22 protein-coding genes are annotated in these 18,763 nt (G+C 72.7%); 12 read left to right on the plus strand and 10 right to left on the minus strand.

The features are described 5' to 3' along the window. Nucleotides 1–37: 37 nt before the first annotated feature. Complete coding sequence (locus ACQPZ4_RS08265; RefSeq protein ID WP_433066380.1) at nucleotides 38–355, minus strand: winged helix-turn-helix transcriptional regulator; 318 nt, start codon at nucleotides 353–355, stop codon at nucleotides 38–40. Nucleotides 356–1,114: 759 nt separating this feature from the next. After that, complete coding sequence (locus tag ACQPZ4_RS08270) at nucleotides 1,115–1,765, minus strand: metal-dependent transcriptional regulator (protein ID WP_433066383.1); 651 nt, start codon at nucleotides 1,763–1,765, stop codon at nucleotides 1,115–1,117. A gap of 82 nt (nucleotides 1,766–1,847) precedes the next feature. Between ACQPZ4_RS08270 and ACQPZ4_RS08275 the strand changes: the two genes are divergently transcribed. Continuing rightward, complete coding sequence (locus tag ACQPZ4_RS08275; RefSeq protein ID WP_433057558.1) at nucleotides 1,848–2,657, plus strand: sulfurtransferase; 810 nt, start codon at nucleotides 1,848–1,850, stop codon at nucleotides 2,655–2,657. Then, complete coding sequence (locus ACQPZ4_RS08280; RefSeq protein ID WP_433057560.1) at nucleotides 2,654–3,829, plus strand: acetoin utilization protein AcuC; 1,176 nt, start codon at nucleotides 2,654–2,656, stop codon at nucleotides 3,827–3,829. Before ACQPZ4_RS08275 ends, ACQPZ4_RS08280 begins: the two co-directional genes overlap by 4 nt. Here the strand turns inward: ACQPZ4_RS08280 and ACQPZ4_RS08285 are convergent. Beyond that, entirely contained in the window at nucleotides 3,826–4,095 is a 270-nt protein-coding gene (locus tag ACQPZ4_RS08285; protein ID WP_433057562.1) for a DivIVA domain-containing protein, read from the minus strand. The genes ACQPZ4_RS08280 and ACQPZ4_RS08285 overlap by 4 nt on opposite strands. Before the next feature lie 38 nt (nucleotides 4,096–4,133). On the opposite strand from ACQPZ4_RS08285, the gene ACQPZ4_RS08290 reads away from it, so the two are divergent. Further along, nucleotides 4,134–6,746, plus strand: a complete 2,613-nt coding sequence (locus ACQPZ4_RS08290) for a GNAT family N-acetyltransferase (protein WP_433057564.1) — start codon at nucleotides 4,134–4,136, stop codon at nucleotides 6,744–6,746. A 1-nt stretch (nucleotide 6,747) separates the two neighbouring features. Here ACQPZ4_RS08290 and ACQPZ4_RS08295 read toward each other — a convergent pair whose 3' ends face one another. From ACQPZ4_RS08295 to ACQPZ4_RS08315, 5 genes are all read right to left on the minus strand, one after another. After that, the gene (locus ACQPZ4_RS08295; protein WP_433057566.1) at nucleotides 6,748–6,888 is read right to left on the minus strand and encodes a hypothetical protein; all 141 of its coding nucleotides are present in this window, start codon (nucleotides 6,886–6,888) and stop codon (nucleotides 6,748–6,750) included. A gap of 5 nt (nucleotides 6,889–6,893) precedes the next feature. Next, nucleotides 6,894–7,472 (minus strand): HhH-GPD-type base excision DNA repair protein, encoded by a 579-nt coding sequence (locus ACQPZ4_RS08300; protein WP_433057568.1) that lies wholly within the window; start codon nucleotides 7,470–7,472, stop codon nucleotides 6,894–6,896. 14 nt (nucleotides 7,473–7,486) lie between these two features. Continuing rightward, nucleotides 7,487–8,239: an ABC transporter permease gene (locus ACQPZ4_RS08305; protein WP_433057570.1), complete on the minus strand. Its 753-nt coding sequence runs from the start codon at nucleotides 8,237–8,239 to the stop codon at nucleotides 7,487–7,489. Next, complete coding sequence (locus ACQPZ4_RS08310; RefSeq protein ID WP_433057572.1) at nucleotides 8,236–9,177, minus strand: ATP-binding cassette domain-containing protein; 942 nt, start codon at nucleotides 9,175–9,177, stop codon at nucleotides 8,236–8,238. The genes ACQPZ4_RS08305 and ACQPZ4_RS08310 overlap by 4 nt, the downstream gene beginning before the upstream one ends. Before the next feature lie 138 nt (nucleotides 9,178–9,315). Further along, the gene (locus ACQPZ4_RS08315) at nucleotides 9,316–10,362 is read right to left on the minus strand and encodes a thiamine pyrophosphate-dependent dehydrogenase E1 component subunit alpha (RefSeq protein ID WP_433057574.1); all 1,047 of its coding nucleotides are present in this window, start codon (nucleotides 10,360–10,362) and stop codon (nucleotides 9,316–9,318) included. A 110-nt stretch (nucleotides 10,363–10,472) separates the two neighbouring features. Here ACQPZ4_RS08315 and ACQPZ4_RS08320 point away from each other — a divergent pair, with 110 nt between their 5' ends. After that, nucleotides 10,473–10,949 carry a toxin-antitoxin system HicB family antitoxin gene (locus ACQPZ4_RS08320; RefSeq protein WP_433057576.1) on the plus strand — a complete coding sequence of 159 codons (477 nt, stop codon included), beginning with the start codon at nucleotides 10,473–10,475 and terminating at the stop codon, nucleotides 10,947–10,949. Nucleotides 10,950–10,972: 23 nt separating this feature from the next. After that, the gene (locus ACQPZ4_RS08325) at nucleotides 10,973–12,499 is read left to right on the plus strand and encodes a glycosyltransferase 87 family protein (RefSeq protein ID WP_433057578.1); all 1,527 of its coding nucleotides are present in this window, start codon (nucleotides 10,973–10,975) and stop codon (nucleotides 12,497–12,499) included. Here the strand turns inward: ACQPZ4_RS08325 and ACQPZ4_RS08330 are convergent. Next, nucleotides 12,492–12,899, minus strand: coding sequence for an SRPBCC domain-containing protein (locus tag ACQPZ4_RS08330; RefSeq protein WP_433057580.1), 408 nt, complete (start codon nucleotides 12,897–12,899; stop codon nucleotides 12,492–12,494). The genes ACQPZ4_RS08325 and ACQPZ4_RS08330 overlap by 8 nt on opposite strands. 84 nt (nucleotides 12,900–12,983) lie before the next feature. Here ACQPZ4_RS08330 and ACQPZ4_RS08335 point away from each other — a divergent pair, with 84 nt between their 5' ends. From ACQPZ4_RS08335 to sigB, 7 genes are all read left to right on the plus strand, one after another. Further along, nucleotides 12,984–13,451: a heme-degrading domain-containing protein gene (locus tag ACQPZ4_RS08335; protein ID WP_433057582.1), complete on the plus strand. Its 468-nt coding sequence runs from the start codon at nucleotides 12,984–12,986 to the stop codon at nucleotides 13,449–13,451. Between the two features lie 43 nt (nucleotides 13,452–13,494). Next, nucleotides 13,495–13,968 (plus strand): hypothetical protein, encoded by a 474-nt coding sequence (locus ACQPZ4_RS08340; protein WP_433057584.1) that lies wholly within the window; start codon nucleotides 13,495–13,497, stop codon nucleotides 13,966–13,968. A 27-nt stretch (nucleotides 13,969–13,995) separates the two neighbouring features. After that, a complete protein-coding gene (locus ACQPZ4_RS08345; RefSeq protein ID WP_433057586.1) occupies nucleotides 13,996–14,430 on the plus strand; it encodes a hypothetical protein in 435 nt (144 codons plus the stop codon). A gap of 39 nt (nucleotides 14,431–14,469) precedes the next feature. Next, nucleotides 14,470–14,811 carry a hypothetical protein gene (locus ACQPZ4_RS08350; protein ID WP_433057588.1) on the plus strand — a complete coding sequence of 114 codons (342 nt, stop codon included), beginning with the start codon at nucleotides 14,470–14,472 and terminating at the stop codon, nucleotides 14,809–14,811. A gap of 9 nt (nucleotides 14,812–14,820) precedes the next feature. Continuing rightward, entirely contained in the window at nucleotides 14,821–16,296 is a 1,476-nt protein-coding gene (locus ACQPZ4_RS08355; protein ID WP_433057590.1) for a DUF7059 domain-containing protein, read from the plus strand. Further along, the gene (gene dtd, locus ACQPZ4_RS08360; RefSeq protein WP_433057592.1) at nucleotides 16,284–16,706 is read left to right on the plus strand and encodes a D-aminoacyl-tRNA deacylase; all 423 of its coding nucleotides are present in this window, start codon (nucleotides 16,284–16,286) and stop codon (nucleotides 16,704–16,706) included. The genes ACQPZ4_RS08355 and dtd overlap by 13 nt, the downstream gene beginning before the upstream one ends. Nucleotides 16,707–16,824: 118 nt before the next feature. Continuing rightward, the gene (gene sigB / locus ACQPZ4_RS08365) at nucleotides 16,825–17,829 is read left to right on the plus strand and encodes an RNA polymerase sigma factor SigB (RefSeq protein ID WP_433057594.1); all 1,005 of its coding nucleotides are present in this window, start codon (nucleotides 16,825–16,827) and stop codon (nucleotides 17,827–17,829) included. Between the two features lie 100 nt (nucleotides 17,830–17,929). On the opposite strand, the gene ACQPZ4_RS08370 is transcribed toward sigB, so the two are convergent. Beyond that, on the minus strand, nucleotides 17,930–18,757 hold the full coding sequence (locus ACQPZ4_RS08370) for a phosphotransferase family protein (RefSeq protein WP_433057595.1): 828 nt from the start codon (nucleotides 18,755–18,757) through the stop codon (nucleotides 17,930–17,932). Nucleotides 18,758–18,763: the final 6 nt, after the last annotated feature.

The raw sequence follows: 18,763 nt of genomic DNA on the forward strand, positions 1-18,763 counted from the left end.
AGATCGGCCCGCGGGACCTGGGAGGTCGCAGGGCCGGTTACGGCGCGCGGTCGTCGTAGCGGGCGCGCGATTCGGCGACGTCGGTCTGGTGGCGGCGGGCCCAGGTGGTGAGCGCGACGAGGGCGGCCTGGAGTTCGAGGGCCATCGGCGTGAGCGAGTACTCGACGCGCGGCGGCACCGTCGGGTAGCTCGTGCGCACCACGAGCCCGTCGCGTTCCAGGTTGCGCAGGGTCAGGGTCAGCATGCGCCGGCTGATGCCCGGGATGGTCCGCTCCAGGGCGGAGAACCGGATCGGCCCCGGGGAGGCGGCGACCAGGATGCACACGCTCCACTTGGACCCGATCCGATCCAGCACGTCCTCGACCGAACACGACGGCGCCCCGTCACACGCCGCCGACGCGGATTCCGGCGGGCCCGCGCACGTGTCGGGTGGACCGGGTGGGGTGGGCGCCGCGTGCGACCCGCGCGCCTGCTGTTGAGCCGCGTTCGATCCGCGGGCGTCGTTCAGGGCCGTGGTGGGGCCAGCCGTGGTGGGGCCAGCCGTGGTGGGGCCAGCCGTGGTCGGGCCGTGGGCGGTCGGGCGGGCCAGGCCGTGGTCGGGTGGGCCGGCGGGGCCGCTCACGGTCGGGCTGGTCGCGGTCGGGCCGTGGGCGGTCGGGCGGGCCGGGCCGTGGTCGGGTGGGCCGGCGAGGTCGCTCACGGTCGGGCTGGTCGCGGTCGAACCGTAGGCGGTCGGGCGGACCGGGCCGTGGTCGGGCGGGCCGGCCTGGCTGCGCACGGTCGGGCCAGTCGCGGTCGGGCCGTGGGCGGTCGGGCGGGCGGGGCCGTCGGTGGTGGGGCTCGCGGTGGTGGGGCTCGCGGTGGTGGGGCTCGCGGTGGTGGGGCTCGCGGTGGTGGGGCTCGCGGTGGTGGGGCTCGCGGTGGTGGGGCTCGCGGTGGTGGGGCCGGGGGTGGTCGGACCGTGGGTGGTCGCGCTGGCCGTAGTTGCGCTGGCCGTGGCCGGACCGTGGGCGGCGGGGCCGGCGGGGCCGCCGTGCGTGGTCGGCGCCGTGTCGTTGGCGGGCCCGGGCGGTGGTGGCTCGGGAGCGGCGGACACGGCGACGACCAGGAAGCGCTAGGCCGCGGCCACGAAGACGCGCGACGCGACCTCGCGGGGCAGGCGGATGCGCTCGCCCTCGCGGTCGATCGAGACGCCGTCGCGCTCCTGGGCCACGGTGACGGTGGCGCCGGGGTCGATGCCCGCGGTGTGGAGCTGGCGCAGGACGTCGGCGTCGGTCTGGACGGACTCGCAGATGCGGCTCACGACCACGGCGCCGGCCAGGCCCGGGAAGGCCAGGTTGCGCTCGGGGTCGGGGTCCTCGTCCGGGGCGTCGCCGCGCAGGCCGTCGAGGCCGGGGATCGGGTTGCCGTACGGCGAGCGCGTCGGCCGCCCCAGCAGCTCGTAGACCCGCTGCTCGACGGCGTCGCTCATGACGTGCTCCCAGCGGCACGCCTCCTCGTGGGCCTCCTCGTAGGGCAGGCCGATCACGTTCACGAGCAGCAGCTCGGCGAGGCGGTGCTTGCGCATGACCGCGACCGCGTGCTCGCGGCCCAGGTCGGTCAGTGCCAGGTGGCGGTCGCCCTCGACGATGAGCAGGCCGTCGCGCTCCATGCGGGCCACGGTCTGGCTGACGGTGGGGCCGCTCTGGTGCAGGCGCTCCGCGATTCGGGCGCGCTTGGGGACGACGCCCTCCTCTTCGAGTTCGAGGATCGTCTTCAGGTACATCTCGGTGGTGTCGACCAAGTCGTTCACTGCCCATGCCCTCCCGGTACGCGATGGTACTCGCTGCGTACGACAAGATTGGAGCGTGACAGCCAACCGGGCGATCTTGAACGTCGCCGCTCTCGCCGAGCTGGTGCGGTCCGCCCAACCGCCGACTCTTCTCGATGTGCGCTGGACCCTCGCGAAGGACGGCCGGGTCGCGTACGACGCCGGTCATCTGCCTGGCGCGGTCTTCGCCGATCTCGACGAAGACCTCTGTGGGCCGCCGGGCGCCGGTGGGCGCCATCCGCTGCCCGATCCCGCGGCGCTGGAGGACGCGCTGCGGAGACTTGGGGTCCGCGCCGGGCACCCGGTGGTGGTGTACGACGCAGGCGGGCCCAATCCTACCGGGGCCGCGGCGCGCGCCTGGTGGACGCTGCGCTGGGCGGGCATCGAGAACGTGAGAGTCCTCGATGGCGGTTACGCGGCGTGGATCAAGGCTGGACATTCCGTGACGACCGAGGCGGTCGAACCGGACGAAGGCGACGTAACGGTCGTGACCGGGGGCATGCCGGTCTGGACCGCGGCCGACGCGAGCGACGCAGCTAACACGCTGCTCGATGCGCGCGTGGCCGCCCGGTACCGCGGGGAGACCGAGCCCGTCGATCCCGTCGCCGGCCACATCCCGGGCGCGCTCAACCTTCCGGCGGCGGAGACGGTTGACGCGGATGGCCTTCTGCAGACGGTACCGACGCAGAAAACCGGAACCGTGGGAGCGTATTGCGGATCCGGAGTGACCGCGGCCCAGCTGGTGCTCGCGTTGCATGAGCAGGGCGTGGACGCCGCGCTCTACGTGGGATCCTGGAGCCACTGGATCACCGATCCGAGCCGTCCGATCGAAACGGAGGCCGCATGAGCACGTTGGTGGTGTGGGACGAGCGGCTCCTGAAGTACGACATGGGGGATCATCCCCTCGACCCGGTGCGCGTCGAGCTGACCATGGACCTGGCCCGCCGCCTCGGCGTGCTGGACCGTGCCGGGGTCAGGCTGGAGCGGGCGGAGCCGGCCACCGACGCGATGCTGGAGACCGTGCACGATCCCGACTACATCGCGGTCGTCAAGGCGGCCTCGACGGGCCGGCGGATCAACATCATGGGCCTCGGTACCACCGACAACCCGACCTTCGTCGGCATGCACGACGCCAGCGCGCTCATCACCGGGGCGACGCGGCGCGCGGCCGAGGCCGTCTGGAGCGGGGAGGCGGACCGCGCGGTCAGCATCTCCGGCGGGCTGCACCACGCGATGCCGGCCCGGGCCGCGGGCTTCTGCGTGTACAACGATCCGGCCGTCGCGATCAAGCGCGTGCTGGAGCTGGGGGCGGAGCGCGTGGCGTACGTCGACATCGACGTGCACCACGGCGACGGCGTGCAGACGGTGTTCTGGAACGACCCGCGCGTGCTCACCGTCAGCCTGCACGAGTCGCCGCGCACGCTGTTCCCCGGCACCGGCTTCCCCGACGAGACCGGCGGCCCGGACGCGCCCGGCTCGGCGGTCAACGTCGCGCTGCCGCCCGGCACCGACGACGCGGGCTGGCTGCGCGCCTTCCACGCGGTGGTGCCCGGCGTCCTGCGCGCGTTCCGGCCCCAGCTGCTGTTCACGCAGTGCGGCGCGGACACGTACCACCACGACCCCCTGGCCAACCTCCGGCTCACCGTCGACGGCCAGCGCGCGGCGTACCTCGCGCTGCGCGACCTCGCGCAGGAGGTCGCCGGCGGCAAGTGGGTGGCGAGCGGGGGCGGCGGCTACGCGCTGGTCGAGTGCGTGCCCCGGGCCTGGACGCACCTGCTCGCGGTGGTGACGGGGGAGGAGCTTGACCCGGCCCTGGAACTGCCCGAGGAGTGGCGCTCACTCGCGTCCGCGCGCCGGCCCGGCGCCCCGCTGCCGCGGACGATGACCGACGGCGGCGGTACGAGCTACGTCCCCTGGGTCCCGGGCGAGTCCCCGGACGCGATCGACCGGACCATCATGGCCACGAGGCGGATCTCGTTCCCGTTCTTCGGCCTGGACCCCCACGACCCCCGCGACTAATGGCGGACCGCGGCCTCGAGGCGCGACAGGCGCTGCTTGATGCGGTCGAGCTCGGCGAGCATCTCGGTCTCGGCCGCGGGCGACGTGCCGAAGGACGCGTCGGGCGCCGCGCTCAGCCGCAGGTTGGCCAGCTCGTCCTGCAGCGCGACGAGGGTCTGCGCGACGTCGTCGAGGAACTGGTCGACCTGCTCCTCGTCGTAGCCGCGCTTGCCGAACGGCGCCTTGGCGAACCGCACCGCCTGCACATCCGCCGGGGTCAGCATCATGGCAGACACCGTAACCCAGACGGGTGGAAACTATGCGGGTGAACGACGTTTCGGCCACGCGGGCCGCGGATGTGCTGCTATCGGACGGCACCACCGTCCACTTGCGACCGATCCGGCCCGGCGACGCCGACCGCATCGTGGCGCTGCACTCGCGGTTCTCGGAGCGCACGCGATATCTGCGGTACTTCTCGGCGTACCCCCGGATCCCGCAGCGCGACCTGGACCGCTTCGTGAACGTCGACCATCACGATCGCGAGGCGTTCGTCGTCGAGCACGCGGGCGAACTGATCGCGGTCGGCCGGTACGACCGGCTGGGCACCGGCTCCCACCAGGCCGAGGTCGCGTTCGTGGTCGAGGACGCCCACCAGGGCCGCGGGATCGGCTCGGTGCTCATCGAGCACCTCGCCGCCGCCGCGAGTACCGAGGGCATCACCGAGTTCGAGGCCGACGTCCTGCCCGTCAACCAGCCCATGCTGCGCGTCTTCATGGCCGCCGGCTTCCACATCGAGCGCCAGTTCGCCGACGGCGTCGTGCACCTGTGGTTCCCGATCAAGACCACCCCCGACTCCCTGCGCGTGCAGCAGACCCGCGAGCAGCGCGCGGAGGCCCGCTCGATCGCGCGGCTGCTCAACCCGCGCGGCGTCGCCGTCTACGGGGCCCGCTCGGGCGGCTCGGGCATCGGCGCCGCGCTCCTGGCCCACCTCAAGGGCGCCGGCTTCGCCGGGCAGATCGTGCCGGTCCATCCATCGGCGCCAGTGGTCGGCGGGCTTCCGGCGGTTTCGAGCCTCTCTGGTACTGCCGATGTCGACCTCGCCGTGATCGCCGTCCCCGCCGACGCGGTCCCGACGGTGGTCGCCGACTGCGCCGCGGCGGGCGTGCACGGCCTCGTCATCGTGTCCGCGGGCTTCGCGGAGTCCGGCCCCGCGGGCGCGGACGCGCAGGCGGCCCTGCTGCGGGCGGTGCGCGACCACGGGATGCGCCTCGTCGGCCCGAACTGCCTGGGTGTGGCGAACACCGATCCGGGCGTACGGCTCAACGCCACCCTCGCCCCGCTGCTCCCGCGCGCGGGCCGGGTGGGCTTCTTCAGCCAGTCCGCCGCGCTCGGAACAGCGCTGCTGGCCGAGGCCGACCGGCGCGGCCTGGGCCTGTCGACGTTCATCTCGGCCGGCAACCGCGCGGACGTGTCGGGCAACGACGCGCTGCAGTACTGGCGGGAGGACCCGCACACCGACGCGGTACTGCTGTACCTGGAGACCTTCGGCAACCCGCGCAAGTTCGCCCGCATCGCCCGCGAGCTGGCCCGCCGCAAGCCGGTCGCGGCCGTGGCGAGCCCGGTCCGCCCGCCGGCCCTGGACGCGGTCACGGTGGGCCCGGACGCGCGCGGCGTCGCGGCGCTGTTCGCCAGCTCCGGTGTCATCCGCGTCGACACCGTGGCCGAGCTGTTCGACGTCGGCCTGCTGATCGCCGGGCGCCCGCTGCCGACCGGCGACCGCATCGCCGTCGTCACCAACGCGGCCGCGCTGGGCGTTCTGACCGTGGCCAAGGCACCGGCGGCGGGATTGCGGATAGCTGAGGGGTACCCACGGGATCTGGGTCCTGAGGTCAATGATGTGGACTTCGTGCGGGCCGTGCACGCCGCCCTGGACGACGAGTCCGTGGACGCGGTGGTGGCGGCGTATGCCCCGGCCCTGGCCGAACGCGACCAGCTGGGTGTGGCCGAGCTCCTGCGGGTCTCGACGGCGGGCGCGCCACGGCCCCTCGCGGTGGTCATGCCGGCCGACCCGTCCTTCACGGTCGCGCCCGCCTACGGCGACGAGGACCCGATCGCCCTGCCCATGTTCCCGGCCATCGAGGAGGCGGTCCGCGCCCTCGGCCGCGTGGCCCGCTACGCGTCGTGGCGCCGCGAACCGGTCGGCTCCGTCCCTGATCTCCCCGGCGTGAATGCCGCGCTGGGCGTGGAGATCGCGACCCGCCTGGCCGTCTCGGGCCTGGGCGACCGCGGCGAGGCGGATGCGCTGCTCGCCGCCTATGGGATTCCGGTCGTACCGAGCACGTGGGCCTCCGGCCCGCACGTCGTGGACGTCGCGTCGTCCCTGGGGCTGCCGGTGGCGCTGAAGGTGGCGACGAAGCCCTGGCGGCATCGGATCGACTTGGGGGCGGTACGGCTGAACCTGACCTCACCGTCGGCGGTGGCGGAGGCCTACCAGGAGCTGGAACGCCTCTTCGGCCTTGGCGTCGAGGTCGTGGTGCAGCCGATGGTGGCCCCGGGCGTCGCGTGCGTCGTGGAAGTGGTCGACGACCCGTCCTTCGGGCCCGTGGTGGGATTCGGGCTCGGGGGCGAGGCGGCCGACCTCCTCGGCGACCGCGCCTGGCGGCCGGTGCCACTGACGGACCGCGACGCGGCGGCGTTGGTGCTGGCACCCCGGGCGGCGCCGCTGCTGACCGGCTATCGGGGGGCCGACCCCGTCGACCTCGACGCGCTGGCCGACCTGTTGCTGCGGGTGGGACGGCTGGTGGACGAGCAGCCGGGGTTGTCCTCGCTGACGCTGAACCCGGTGCTGGCGCGGCCTTCGGGGTTGGCGGTGCTGCACGCGAGCGCGGAGTTCGCACCGCACCAGCCCCGCCCGGACAGCGGCCCGCGCCGCCTCTGACTTACTCGTCGATTCGGCGTTCGCTCTCCTGGGTGGCGCGGGCCGGCTCGACTTCCCGCCTGGCCGCCGCATACGCCGCCTCGGCGCCCGGTTCGGCCAGGCGCCGGTCGCGCAGCTCGTTCCAGTCGCTGTGACCGCTCATGAGGGCTACTGCGCCTTGGCGGCTTTGGCTTCGGCCTTGATCTGCTTCTTGTACTCGCGCACCTTCGCCAGGGACGGGGCGTCCACGATGTCGGCGACCGACTTGTGGGAGCCCTCCTCGCCATAGTGGCCCGCGGCCGTGCGCCAGCCCTCGGGCTGGACGCCGTACTGCTTGCCGAGGAGGGCGACGAAGATCTGGGCCTTCTGCTTGCCGAAGCCCGGCAGCCCCTGCACGCGGCGGAGCAGTTCGTTGCCGTCCGCGACGCCGGTCCACAGGCCGGCCGGGTCGCCGTCGTAGTTGTCGGCCAGGGCGCGGCACACCTCCTGGACGCGGGCGGCCATGGCCTTCGGGAAGCGGTGCAGCGCCGGCGGGGTGGCGAAGATGGGCAGCAGCGCCTCGGGGTCGAACTCGGCCAGCTCGTGGGCGGTCGGCTCGTGGCCGAGCCGCTGGGCCAGCACGTACGGGGAGGAGAACGCCTTCTCGAGCGGGATCTGCTGGTCGAGCGTCATCCCGATGAGCAGCGCCAGCGGACTGCGGGTGAGGTACTCGTTCGCAGCGTCATCGATCGGCAGCGTGATGGCCATGCCGACATCCTGCCTCATCGGGGGGTTGGCGGGCGGGTGAAGCGCGCCCGGGCCCAGAAGTAGCCCAGCAGGGCGATCGCGACCGACCAGCCGGTCGCCCACAGCAGGTTCGCGTCGTTCGGGGCGCCGTTCAAAGCGGCCCGCAGCGACTCGATGATCGGGGTGAACGGCTGGTGCTCCGTGAACGCCCGCACCGCCGGGGACATGCGCGAGGCCGGGGCGAAGGCGCTGCTCAGAATGGGCAGCAGGGTCACCGGCAACGCCGCGTACGAAGCGGCCACGACAGTGCGCACGGAAAGGCCCATGGCGGTCGTCAGCCAGGCCGCGGCGAATGCGGCCAGCGCCACGATGCCCGCGACCGTGAGCCAGCCCAGGAACGATGCGTGTGGGCGGTACCCCATCAGGATCGTCAATCCCAGAATGAGCGCCACGCACAGAAGCGTGCGCAGGACCGTGCCGAGGACGCGGCCGGTGAGGACCGCGGCGCGGGAGATGCCCATCGTGCGGAAGCGGTTGATGATGCCCTCGTTCATGTCCGTGGCCACCGCGACCGCGGTCTGGCCGACGCTGTAGCCGATGCAGAGCACGAGGATGCCGGGGGTGACGTAGGCGAGGTACGCGGCGGTGCCGACGTCGGTCGCGGCGCCGAAGATGTAGACGAACATGAGCAGCATCAGGATGGGCGCGATCAGGGCGCCGAACATCGTGGACGGGTTGCGGCGGTTGTGCAGCAGGTCGCGCCGCAGCATGGTCAGGGCGTCGGTCATGCCACGCGCTCCTCGGTGAGGTGGCCGGTCAGGGCGAAGAAGACGTCGTCGAGGTCCGGGGTGTGGACGGTGAGCGTGTCGGGCGCGACGCCGGCCGATTCCAGGCGGTCGAGCAGGATCCGAAGGGCTGCGACGGTACCGTCACCAGGGACCCGCAGCGCCAGATCCTCCTCGTCGGCTGTCGCGCCCGGCAGCAGGGCGGCCGCCGCGGCGAGCGCCTCGGGCGTGGTGAAGGCGAGCCGGACGTGCGCGCCGGGGACGCGGCGCTTCAGCTCGGCCGGGGTGCCCTCCGCGACGATGCGGCCGCGGTCCAGCACGGCGACGCGGCGGGCGAGTTCGTCGGCCTCGTCGAGGTACTGCGTGGTCAGGAAGATCGTCACGCCGCCCGCCGCGAGCTCCCGGACGATGTCCCAGACGGTGCGGCGGCTGCGCGGGTCGAGGCCGGTCGTCGGCTCGTCGAGGAAGATCACGCGCGGGTCGCCGACGAGGGTCATGGCGAGGTCGAGGCGGCGCTTCATGCCGCCGGAGTACGTCGCGGGGGTGCGCCGGGCCGCGTCGGTGAGCTCGAAGCGCTCGAGCAGTTCGGCGGCGCGGCGCCGGCCCGCGCGCCGGCCCAGGTGCAGCAGGTCGGCCATGAGCAGCAGGTTCTCCTCGCCGGTGAGGAGGTTGTCGACGGCGGAGAACTGGCCGGTGACGCCAATGGCGCCACGCACCTTGGCCGGGTCCCGCAGCAGGTCGTGGCCCGCCACCGTGGCGGTGCCGCCGTCGGCGGGCAGCAGCGTGGCCAGGATGTGCACCATCGTGGTCTTGCCGGCGCCGTTGGGGCCGAGCAGGGAGAAGATCGCGCCGGCGGGGACGTCCAGGTCGATGCTGTCGAGGACGACGCTGTCGCCGTAGGACTTGCGCAGCCCGGAAACCGTGATGCCCGAGTCGGTCATGGCACCACTATGGCACCACAAGTGGCGCCATTCAAGCGCCATCTCCGAGGGTGCGGATGCACCATGTGCACAACCGACTAAATACCCCGTCAGGCGAAAAGTCCGATATGTCGCGGCGCGCCAGCGCCCGACATATCGTTACAAAAGCGTGGAGTGATAAGCCTCCATCCATTCCCTCTGGTACCGCACGAGCTCCGTCTCCTCGTTCAAGACATGCGCGAACATCTCGCCGACCACGGGGTCCGGCATGGACAGACAGGCGGCCCGCGTCTCGGCCGCCACCGCGTCCGACTCCGCCGCCAGTGCGGCGAAGTACGCGTCGTCGGCCCACCCGCGCGTGCGGACCAGCAACTCGAGGCGGGCGATCGGGTCGCGGTGGCGCCAGGCCTCGACCTCCGCGTCCGAGCGGTACCGGCGGGGGTCGTCCGAGGTGCTGTGGCCCGCCATCCGGTAGGTCATCGCCTCGATCAGGACCGGCGGCCCGCCGGCGCGCACCGACTCCGCCGCCCGCGCCGTGACCGCGTGCACGGCCAGGACGTCGTTGCCGTCCACGTGGTACGACTCCAGGCCGAAGCCGACCGCCCGGCGGTGCAGCGGCGCGGCCATCTGGCGGCTGGTCGAGGTCGAGATGGCCCACTGGTTGTTCTGGCAGAAGAACACGATCGGGGCGTTGGCGACCGCGGCCCAGTTCAGCGCCTCGTTCACGTCGCCCTGGCTGCTGGCGCCGTCGCCGAAGTAGGTCAGGACGACCTCGTCGGCGCCGTCGAGGCGGACGCCGACCGCGTACCCGGTCGCGTGCAGCGCCTGGGTGCCCAGGACCAGGCTGTAGATGTGGAAGCGGTAGCGGGCCGGATCCCAGCCCGAGTGCGTGACGCCGCGCCACTGGGCCATGAGCTCGGCCGGGCCGATGCCCCGGCAGCGCGCGGCGGCCTGTTCGCGGTAGCTGGGGAACACGTAGTCGCGCGGGTCCAGCGCGCGCATGGAGCCGACCTGGGCCGCCTCCTGCCCGAGCGCCATCAGCCACAGCCCGAGCTCGCCCTGGCGCTGTAACGCGTGGGCCTCCTCGTCGAAGCGGCGCGCGAGCACCATGTCCCGCAGTAGATCCCGGCACAGCTCAGGGGTCACCTCGAGCGGTGCGTCCTCGTCCGGGCGCAGGGTTCCGTCCGGTCCCAGCAACTGGATCATGTGCATCTCCCGTGTGGGTCACCTGCCTGCATCATCATCCTGCCGCCGGGGCCCGATCAATGGCGCCGCTGGCGCCATGCAATTCGCCATACTTGCGCGATACTGGCCGCATGGACCTGACCCGCTACGTCGAGGGCCTGCGCGCCGAACTGCTCGCGGCGGCGGGTCCCGAGGACGCCGCGCTGGCCGAGCGCCTCGCCGGGGCGGTCGCCTCCGCGACCCGGCTGGCCATGTTCGACGTGCTGTCGGACGCGGCCGACGAGATCACCCGCGACCTGGCCCCGGGCTCGGTCGAGATCCGCGTGCGCGACCGCAACCCGTACTTCGTGGTCACCACCCCGGACGGCGAGCCCGCCGCGCCGCCGGCCCCGGTGCCCCACGCCGAGGTCGCGGCCGAGGGGCCGGTCGGCCGGATCAACTTCCGCCCGCCGGAGCAGCTCAAGCAGCGCATCGAGGAGGCGGCCGCGCGCGAGGGGCTGTCGGTCAACGCCTGGCTGACCCGCACCCTGGCCGGGGTCGTCGCCGCCGAGCCGGCCCCGCCCCCGCGCGCGACCGGCAAGGGCACCTTCGTCGGCTGGGTGGGCTAGCGCACGGTCCCTACGCTGGGCCGATGTCGCAGCGGATGCGGGTGGTCGGGGTCTGGTCGGTCTTCGGGATCGCCGCGGTCGTCTCCGCCGTGCTCGTCTGGCTGCGGCCCGCCTCCGACCGCCTCTCCGACCTGCACATCTACTACGGCGCGGCGCGGGCCGTGAACGACGGCCGGCCGCTGTACGAGTACGTCGCGGAGAACGGCGGCCCGTTCACGTACCCGCCGTTCGCGGTGCTGTTCTTCCGCCCCCTCGCGCTGCTGCCGGAGCCCGCGCTGCAGGTCGCGTGGCTGGCCCTCACCTGCGCCGCCGTCGCGGCCCTGGCGGTCGCGGTGGGCCGCGGGCTGTCCGCGTCGCGCCTCGCCGTCGCCGCGATCGCCTGTGGCCTGCTGGTGTCCGCGCCCGTGCAGAGCAACCTGCGCTTCGGGCAGGTGAGCATCTTCATCGTGCTGCTGGCGCTCGTCGATGCGATGGGTTTCCTGCCGCAGCGGTACCGCGGAATCCTCGTCGGCCTCGCCGCCGCCATCAAGCTCACCCCGCTGCTCTTCGTGGTCTACTTCCTCGCGGCCAGGCGCTACCGGGACGCGGCCCGCGCGGGCGCGGCGTTCGCGGCGGCGGCGCTGCTCGGGGCGCTGGTGCTGCCGGCGGACAGCCTGCGGTACTGGACGGGCACCATGCTGCAGACCAGCCGCATCGGCGACCTGGCCTCCCTCGGCAACCAGTCCGTGCAGGGCATGCTGATGCGCGCCGGCCTGTCCCCGGCCACGCTGCCGGTCGTCTGGGCGCTGCTCATCGCCGCGGTGTGCGCGGTCGCGCTGCGGCGGGCGCGGGCCCTGGACCAGCACGGCGCACGCGTCCGCGCGGCGGTGCTGGTGGGCTGCGCGACGGTGGCCGCCTCGCCGGTGTCGTGGACGCACCATCAGGTCTGGACGGTGCTGGCCGCGATGCTGCTCGTGGCGGCCGAGGGTGCGTGGCGCCGCGCGGCCGGAGTCGTCCTGCTGGTCACCATGACGCTGTCGCTGGGGGTGGTCCTGCGCGGGCTCTCGCAGTACCAGAGCTGGCAGTTCGTTCTTGAGAACGCGCGCAGTCTGGGCGTCGTGGCCGTCTGCCTCGCGGGCTTCGGCGGCGCGGTGGCGACCGTGCGGCGGCGGGCGTGGCTGCGGCCGGTCGTGGCCGTCGTGGCGGGCCTGGTGGTGCTGGCGCTGACGCCGCTGCCGGCCGGGGCGGACCCGACGTTCAAGGCGTACACCGCGGCCGACCTCGCCAACCCGCGCTACTTCTACTTCGCCCCCGCGCCCGGGCTCGCGCCGGTCAGCTTCGAGGTGCGCCGCGAGAAGACGAAGACCCGCGTCAACGGCGTGGTGGGGGAGTCCGTGGCCGGGCTGCGATACACCTCGGCGCCCGGGGGCGCGGCGCGCGCGATCCCGCTGCTGTCCCCGGCCGCGGGGGTGCGCACGTTCTCGTTCCGCAGCGCCAGCCTGGCCCACGGCCGCCTGGACGCGCTGACCGCCGGCGGCGCCGTGCTGGCCAGCTACACCGAGTTCAGCTGACCAGCGGCGCGCCGGTCTCCAGGACGGTCTTGAGGCCGCTCACGACGCGGGACCAGGCCTCGTCGCGCTCCGGGTCGGGGCCGGGCTCCAGGTCGTCGACGTGCAGGGCGACGCGCGTCAACCCCGGCTGGACCTCGGCGATCTCCCAGCTCAGCCAGCAGTGCGCGGCCAGGAGGCTGTGTATCAGCAGCTCCTGGGGTATGGCGTGGACGATTTCGCCGTACAGCACGTCGTGGATCGGGCCGCGCCGGGCGTGGAACAGGATCGGGGCGGCCGGCTGCCAGGTGGACTCGACGGCCAGGCCGAGGTAGTAGCGGCGGGTCAGCTCGGGCTCGGTGAGCGCCTGCCAGACGCGCCCGGGAGTCGCGGCGATGTACAGCGTGAAGGTCCGGGTCCTCATGCCCGTCAATCATCCCCGCGGCGCGGGCGCGGGGCGGCGGCCCAGGCTGGTACAAGACAGTCGGGTTTTGGAAGGATGAGCCCTGTGGACGACTTGATCAAGGAGCTGGAGGCCCAGGAGGCCCGGCTGCTGTTCGACCGGTTCGACAACGACGACGCGTGGGCGCTGGGGTGCCTGCTCGTGGAGACGGCCAAGGAGCGCGGGCTCGGCATCACCATCGACATCCGGCGCGGGGGGCAGCAGCTCTTCCACGCGGCGCTGCCGGGCACCGCGCCCGACAACGACCGGTGGATCGAGCGGAAGATCCGGGTGGTCGAGCGGCTGCACAACTCCTCCTACCTCGTGGGGCGGCGGCTGGACGCGCGCGGCAAGACGTTCGACGCCGGGTACGGGGTCGACCCCGCCGACTACGCCACCCACGGCGGCGCGTTTCCGGTCCGTGTCCGCAATGTGGGCGTCGTGGGCGTCGTGACGGTCTCGGGGCTGCCGCAGGCCGACGATCACGCGCTGGTCGTCGAGGTGCTGGAGCAGTTCCTCGGCCAGGTGTCGTAAAGACGACTCGCCCCCGGCGCGCGGAGGCCCCACCATCCTCCGCGTGAATATTCGATTCGCACTCCCGGTTGCCGCATTGGCCGCGGCAACCGCATTGGCCGGTTGCGCCGACGACGACGCGACCGGCACTGCCGCCCCGCCCACCTCGCGCGCGCCCATCGTGCCCGCCAGCGAGGCGGCGGTGGTGCCCAGTTCGGCGCCGAGCAGCAAGGCCCCGGTCGCGAGCGGCGCGGCGTCGGGCTGCCCGGTCACCGTGGCCGCGCTGGAGAAGGCGTTCAAGGCGAACAGGGAGATCGCCGACAACATCCTGCTCGGCAAGGGGCTGAAGGACGCCAGCTGCTACGGCGGCTGGGCCACCGCGGTCGCCCAGCCGGTGAACATGGACGCGGCGACGGTGCTGTTCAAGTACGACGCCGCGAAGAAGACGTGGGCCGCGGTCTCCGGGGGCACCGACGGCATCTGCCGGGACACCGTGCCCGAGGATGTCGCGACACACCTCAAGGGTTGCCAGAACTAACCCGATCGAGTGTCGTAAATTGCCGGGGTGAGATACACACTCCTCGCTGTCTTCGCCGGGGCGGCCGCCACCCTCGCGGCCTGCTCCGGCGGGTCACCCCAGGCCTCGTCCACCCCCTACCTGCCGACGCCCGACCAGACGTCCCTGCTGCCGCAGACCGGTCCGGCGCCCGTGAAGCCCGGCGCCAGTCCCCAGGCCGGCTGCCCGGTCGACGCCGCGACCCTCGAGAAGGCGCTCCTCGCCGACCCCAAGCTCTCCTCGTCCGTGCAGCTCGGCAAGGGGCTCACCGACATCAGCTGCGCCACCGACTACGCGACCGCGCACACCGAGGGCGACCGCGCGACCGTGCTGTTCCACTACGACGGCAACCAGAAGATGTGGGTCGCGGTCAACGGCGGCCTCAAGATCGGCTGCGACGAGGCGCCCGCCGACGTCCGCAAACAGCTCAAGAACTGCGTCTAGGAACCTGGTCAAATTCCATGGTTTATGGTCAAATCGCTCATGGAGCGTGAAGCACTGCTCCGGCTTCTCGCCGAGGAGCCGGGGGCAGCCTTCCAAGCGTGCCGCGCCGCGATCCGGGCCGGCGCCGAGTACGTTGTCTGGGACCACACCCTGCCCGCCGATCAGCTCGCGCGCAGCTACCTGCGCCGGGCTCAGCACATGGCGAAAATCGGCAACCCGATGCTCGGCAGCGCCGAGGCGATCGACGTGCTGCAGACCTCCGGCGACCGCCCGCTGCGGGTCGGCGAAGCCAAGATTGAGAACCCGCCCACCCACTTCCAGCTGTTCCTGACCGAGGACGCGTCCCGGGTTGTGGCCTGCATAAGCATCGATCAACGCTGACGTACCAGGATGGGCGGTGTGGACGCACTGCTGGACATTCCCGACCTGGGGCGCCTGCGCGAGGCGCTGGGCACCGCGGGGTACACGTCGGACGGCATCAGAAACCATCTCGGCGAGGACGCCGCCGCGGCGTGCGCGCGCAACGACTTCCGCGCCGCGCTGCGCATCACCGAGGCGGGCGGGCGGCTCGACACCCTGATCCGGCTCTTCATCTGCGGGCAGACCGAGCCACTGGACCGCGTCGCGGCCGCGCTCGCGCCGCTGTCCCTGGAGGCGGCGGCGCCGCTGCTGGAGGCCGCTCCGGGTTCGGACGGCGTGCGGGCGGGGGTGGAGCTGGAGCCGTACGGCGACTGGTGGGTCGTGGCCGACCTCTCCGCCGGCATGCGCCCCGGCCGTCCGCTGCCCGGCGACCACGTGCTCGGGATCGGCGGCGCGTCGACCACCCTGGCCGCCGCGACCCTGCGCCGCCCGGTCGCGAGCGCGCTGGATCTCGGCACCGGCTGTGGAGTACAGGCGCTGCACCTCTCGACGCACGCCGAGCGCGTGACGGCGACCGACGTCCTGCCGCGGGCCCTGCGCTTCGCGGCCACCACCGCGGCGCTCAACGGGCTCGACTGGGAGCTGCTGCGGGGTGACATGACGCGCCCGGTCGAGGGGCGCCGCTTCGACCTGGTGGTGTCGAACCCGCCGTTCGTGGCCGGCCCCGGCTCGACCGCGCACACGTATCGCGACTCCGGCCGCCCCGGCGACGCCGTCTGCGCCGAGCTGGTCGCGGCCGCGCCCGGGCTGCTGGCCGACGGCGGGCACATGCAGTTCCTGGCCAACTGGCTGCACGTGTCCGGCGAGGACTGGCGCGACCGGGTGAACGACTGGCTGGCCGGCACCGGGCTGGACGCGTGGGTGATCCAGCGGGAGGTGTCGGATCCGCTGGCGTACGTCAATCTGTGGCTCGCCGACGCCTCCGAGGACCCCGCGCGGCAGCCCGCGCTGGCCGCGGCGTGGCTCGACTGGTTCGACGCGCAGAAGGTGGACGCGGTCGGGTTCGGGCTGATCACGCTGCGGGCGGCCGGGCACGACGACCCGACGGTGCGGATCGAGGACCTGCGGCACACGGTCGGGGGCGACCTCGGGCCGCTGATCGGCGACTGGTTCTCCCGCCAGGATTTCCTGCGCAATTCGGACCTGATGCGCAGCCGCCTCGTCGCCGCGCCCGACCTGCGCCTGCGCCAGGACGCCGAACTCGGTCCTGACGGCTGGGAGGTGGGGAAGCAGATGCTTGTTCTCACTGACGGCCTGCGGTGGATCGAGGAGGTCGATCCGGTCGCGCTGGCGCTCGTCGGCGCGTGCGACGGCTCGGTCACCCTGCAGGATCAGGTCGACATTCTCGCTGCTGCCCATGGTGTACCGGCTGAGGTGCTCGCATCCGTCGCTGTGCCGCTGGTGTCGCACCTCGTGGAGCGGGGGATCCTGCTGTGCGCGCCCTAGTGCAGACGGTGAGCCGGGCGTCGGTCACGGTCGACGGTGCCGTGGTCGGCTCGATCGCGGACGGGTTGCTGGTTTTGGTGGGAGTCACGCATTCCGACAACTCGGAAATTTCCGAAACGCTTGCTCGAAAGGTGCACGAGCTGCGGATCTTGGACGACGAGAAATCGGCCGCCGACACCGGGGCGCCACTCCTCGTTGTCTCGCAGTTCACCTTGTACGGCGACGCCCGCAAGGGCCGCCGCCCGACCTGGATCGCCGCCGCCCGCCCCGAGGCCGCCGAGCCCCTGATCGAGGCGTTCTGCACCGCCCTGCGGAACCGGGGCGCAATCGTGGAAACCGGGCGATTCCGCACCCACATGCTCGTCGAAAGTGTGAACGTCGGACCGCGGACCGTATTGCTGGAGGTCTAAGACTCACGGATTCGTGCCACGGGTCGGTCGCCTCACCGTCACTTCACGCCCGCTCAGCGAAGCTACTTCTCGCAGGAATGATCGCGCCACTTGTCAATCCACACGGGAGGCGAGCGAAGTGGCCCAGCCGCTGAGTGAGAACACGGATTTCAGTGCCGTCGACGTTGAGGCCGACGAGCAGCACGAGCAGGAGCACGCGCTCGACAACACGGGCGTCTCAGCGGATCTGGTTCGCGCGTACCTCAACACGATCGGCCGCACCAAGCTCCTCACCGCCGAGCAGGAGGTCGATCTCTCCAAGAAGATCGAGGCCGGCCTGTACGCCGAGGAGAAGCTCGCGACCGGCATGGTCCACCCCGCCTGGATGAACACGTACGACGTGGTCGTCCGCGAGGGCCGCGCGGCCAAGGCCCACCTCCTGGAGGCGAACCTGCGCCTGGTCGTGAGCATCGCCAAGCGGTACACCGGACGCGGCATGGCCTTCCTGGACCTGATTCAGGAAGGCAACCTGGGCCTCATCCGCGCCGTCGAGAAGTTCGACTACACCAAGGGCTACAAGTTCTCGACCTACGCGACGTGGTGGATTCGCCAGGCGATCACCCGCGCCATGGCCGACCAGGCCCGCACCATCCGCATCCCGGTGCACATGGTCGAGCAGGTCAACCGCATGGTCCGGGTCCGCCGCGACCTCGCCGCCTCCCTCGGCCGCGAGCCGGTGGTGGCCGAGGTCGCCGCCGCCCTGGGCGTCGAGGAGTACCAGGTCATCGAGCTCATCTCGTACGACCGCGAGCCGGTCAGCCTGGACCAGGCCGTGGGCGAGGACGGCGAGAGCGCCCTGGGCGACTTCGTGGCCCGCATCGACCCGCGCGAGGAGCCGGCGGACAGCGTGTCGCAGGGCATGCTCCGCTCCGAGGTCGAGATCGTGCTCTCCACCCTCTCGCAGCGCGAGCAGGCGGTGATCCGGCTGCGCTTCGGCCTGGACGACGGCCGCCAGCGCACGCTGGACGAGGTCGGGCGCGAGTTCGGGCTCTCGCGGGAGCGCATCCGGCAGATCGAGAAGGTCACCCTGCTGAAGCTGCGCCACCCGTCGCGCGCGAAGCGCCTCGAGGCGTACGCCTCTTAAGCCACATCACCAAGGAAGGGCCGTCCTGGCGGGGGCGGCCCTTCCGCATGTCCGCGAGTCGCACTCGGCTCAGGCCCGGCGGTCGGCCGGCGAGGTGGGCTCAGGCGAGGTCGCGCCACGCCGGGTCGGTGGCGAAGAAGCGGAGCAGCCCCAGCAACCGGCTCGCCGGGGGAGCGGACCAGTGCCGGTCGTGCGACGGCGCCGGGTCTCGCAGCCGGGCCAGCGCCCAGACCAGGTGGTGCCAGAGCACGCGGGGCTCCATGTTGATCCCGCCGTACCCGCGCAGCGCGAACGGCACGACCACCAGCGGCAGCTTCGCGAACTCCGTCGCCGGGTCGGCCAGCATCGCGTCGCCCCAGTCGATCAGGCCGGTCAGGGTCGACCCCGCGACCATGATGTTCTGCGGCGCGACGTCGCCGTGGATGGGCACGCGCAGCGGCGCGATCGGCACCCGCGGCGCCAGGCGGTCGAACCAGCCGGCCAGCCACTCGGCGCCGTCCTGGTCCAGCCGCCCCTCCGCGCGCAGGTCCGACACCAGGGCCCACGGATCGGGCGCCGGCCTGTCGACGGGCAGGTCCGGCGGGGGCGGGACACGGTGCAGCTTCGCCAGTTCCCGGCCCACGTTTTCATACAACCGCGCATCTTGTACCCCCTGTGCCTCCACCCCCCGCACGCGCTCCGTCACGAGGTAGGGCACCGTGGCGTCGAACTCGACGACGGCGGGGGTGAGGACGCCTCCCCGGCGGGCGAGCGGGATGATGGCCGCCTCGGTGAACAGGCGCGGCGCGTCCGCGCGGGCGCGGGGGAAGCGCAGGATGAGATCGTCGCCCAGGAGGTACACCTGGTTGGCGCCTCCGACCGGAGCTGGGTGCACCTTCTCCGGCGGCACGCCATGGCGCGCCGCGACCGCCTCCGGTAAGCCGTCCACGCTTCG

Source organism: Dactylosporangium sp. CS-033363 (assembly GCF_050942475.1).
Lineage (GTDB): Bacteria > Actinomycetota > Actinomycetes > Mycobacteriales > Micromonosporaceae > Dactylosporangium.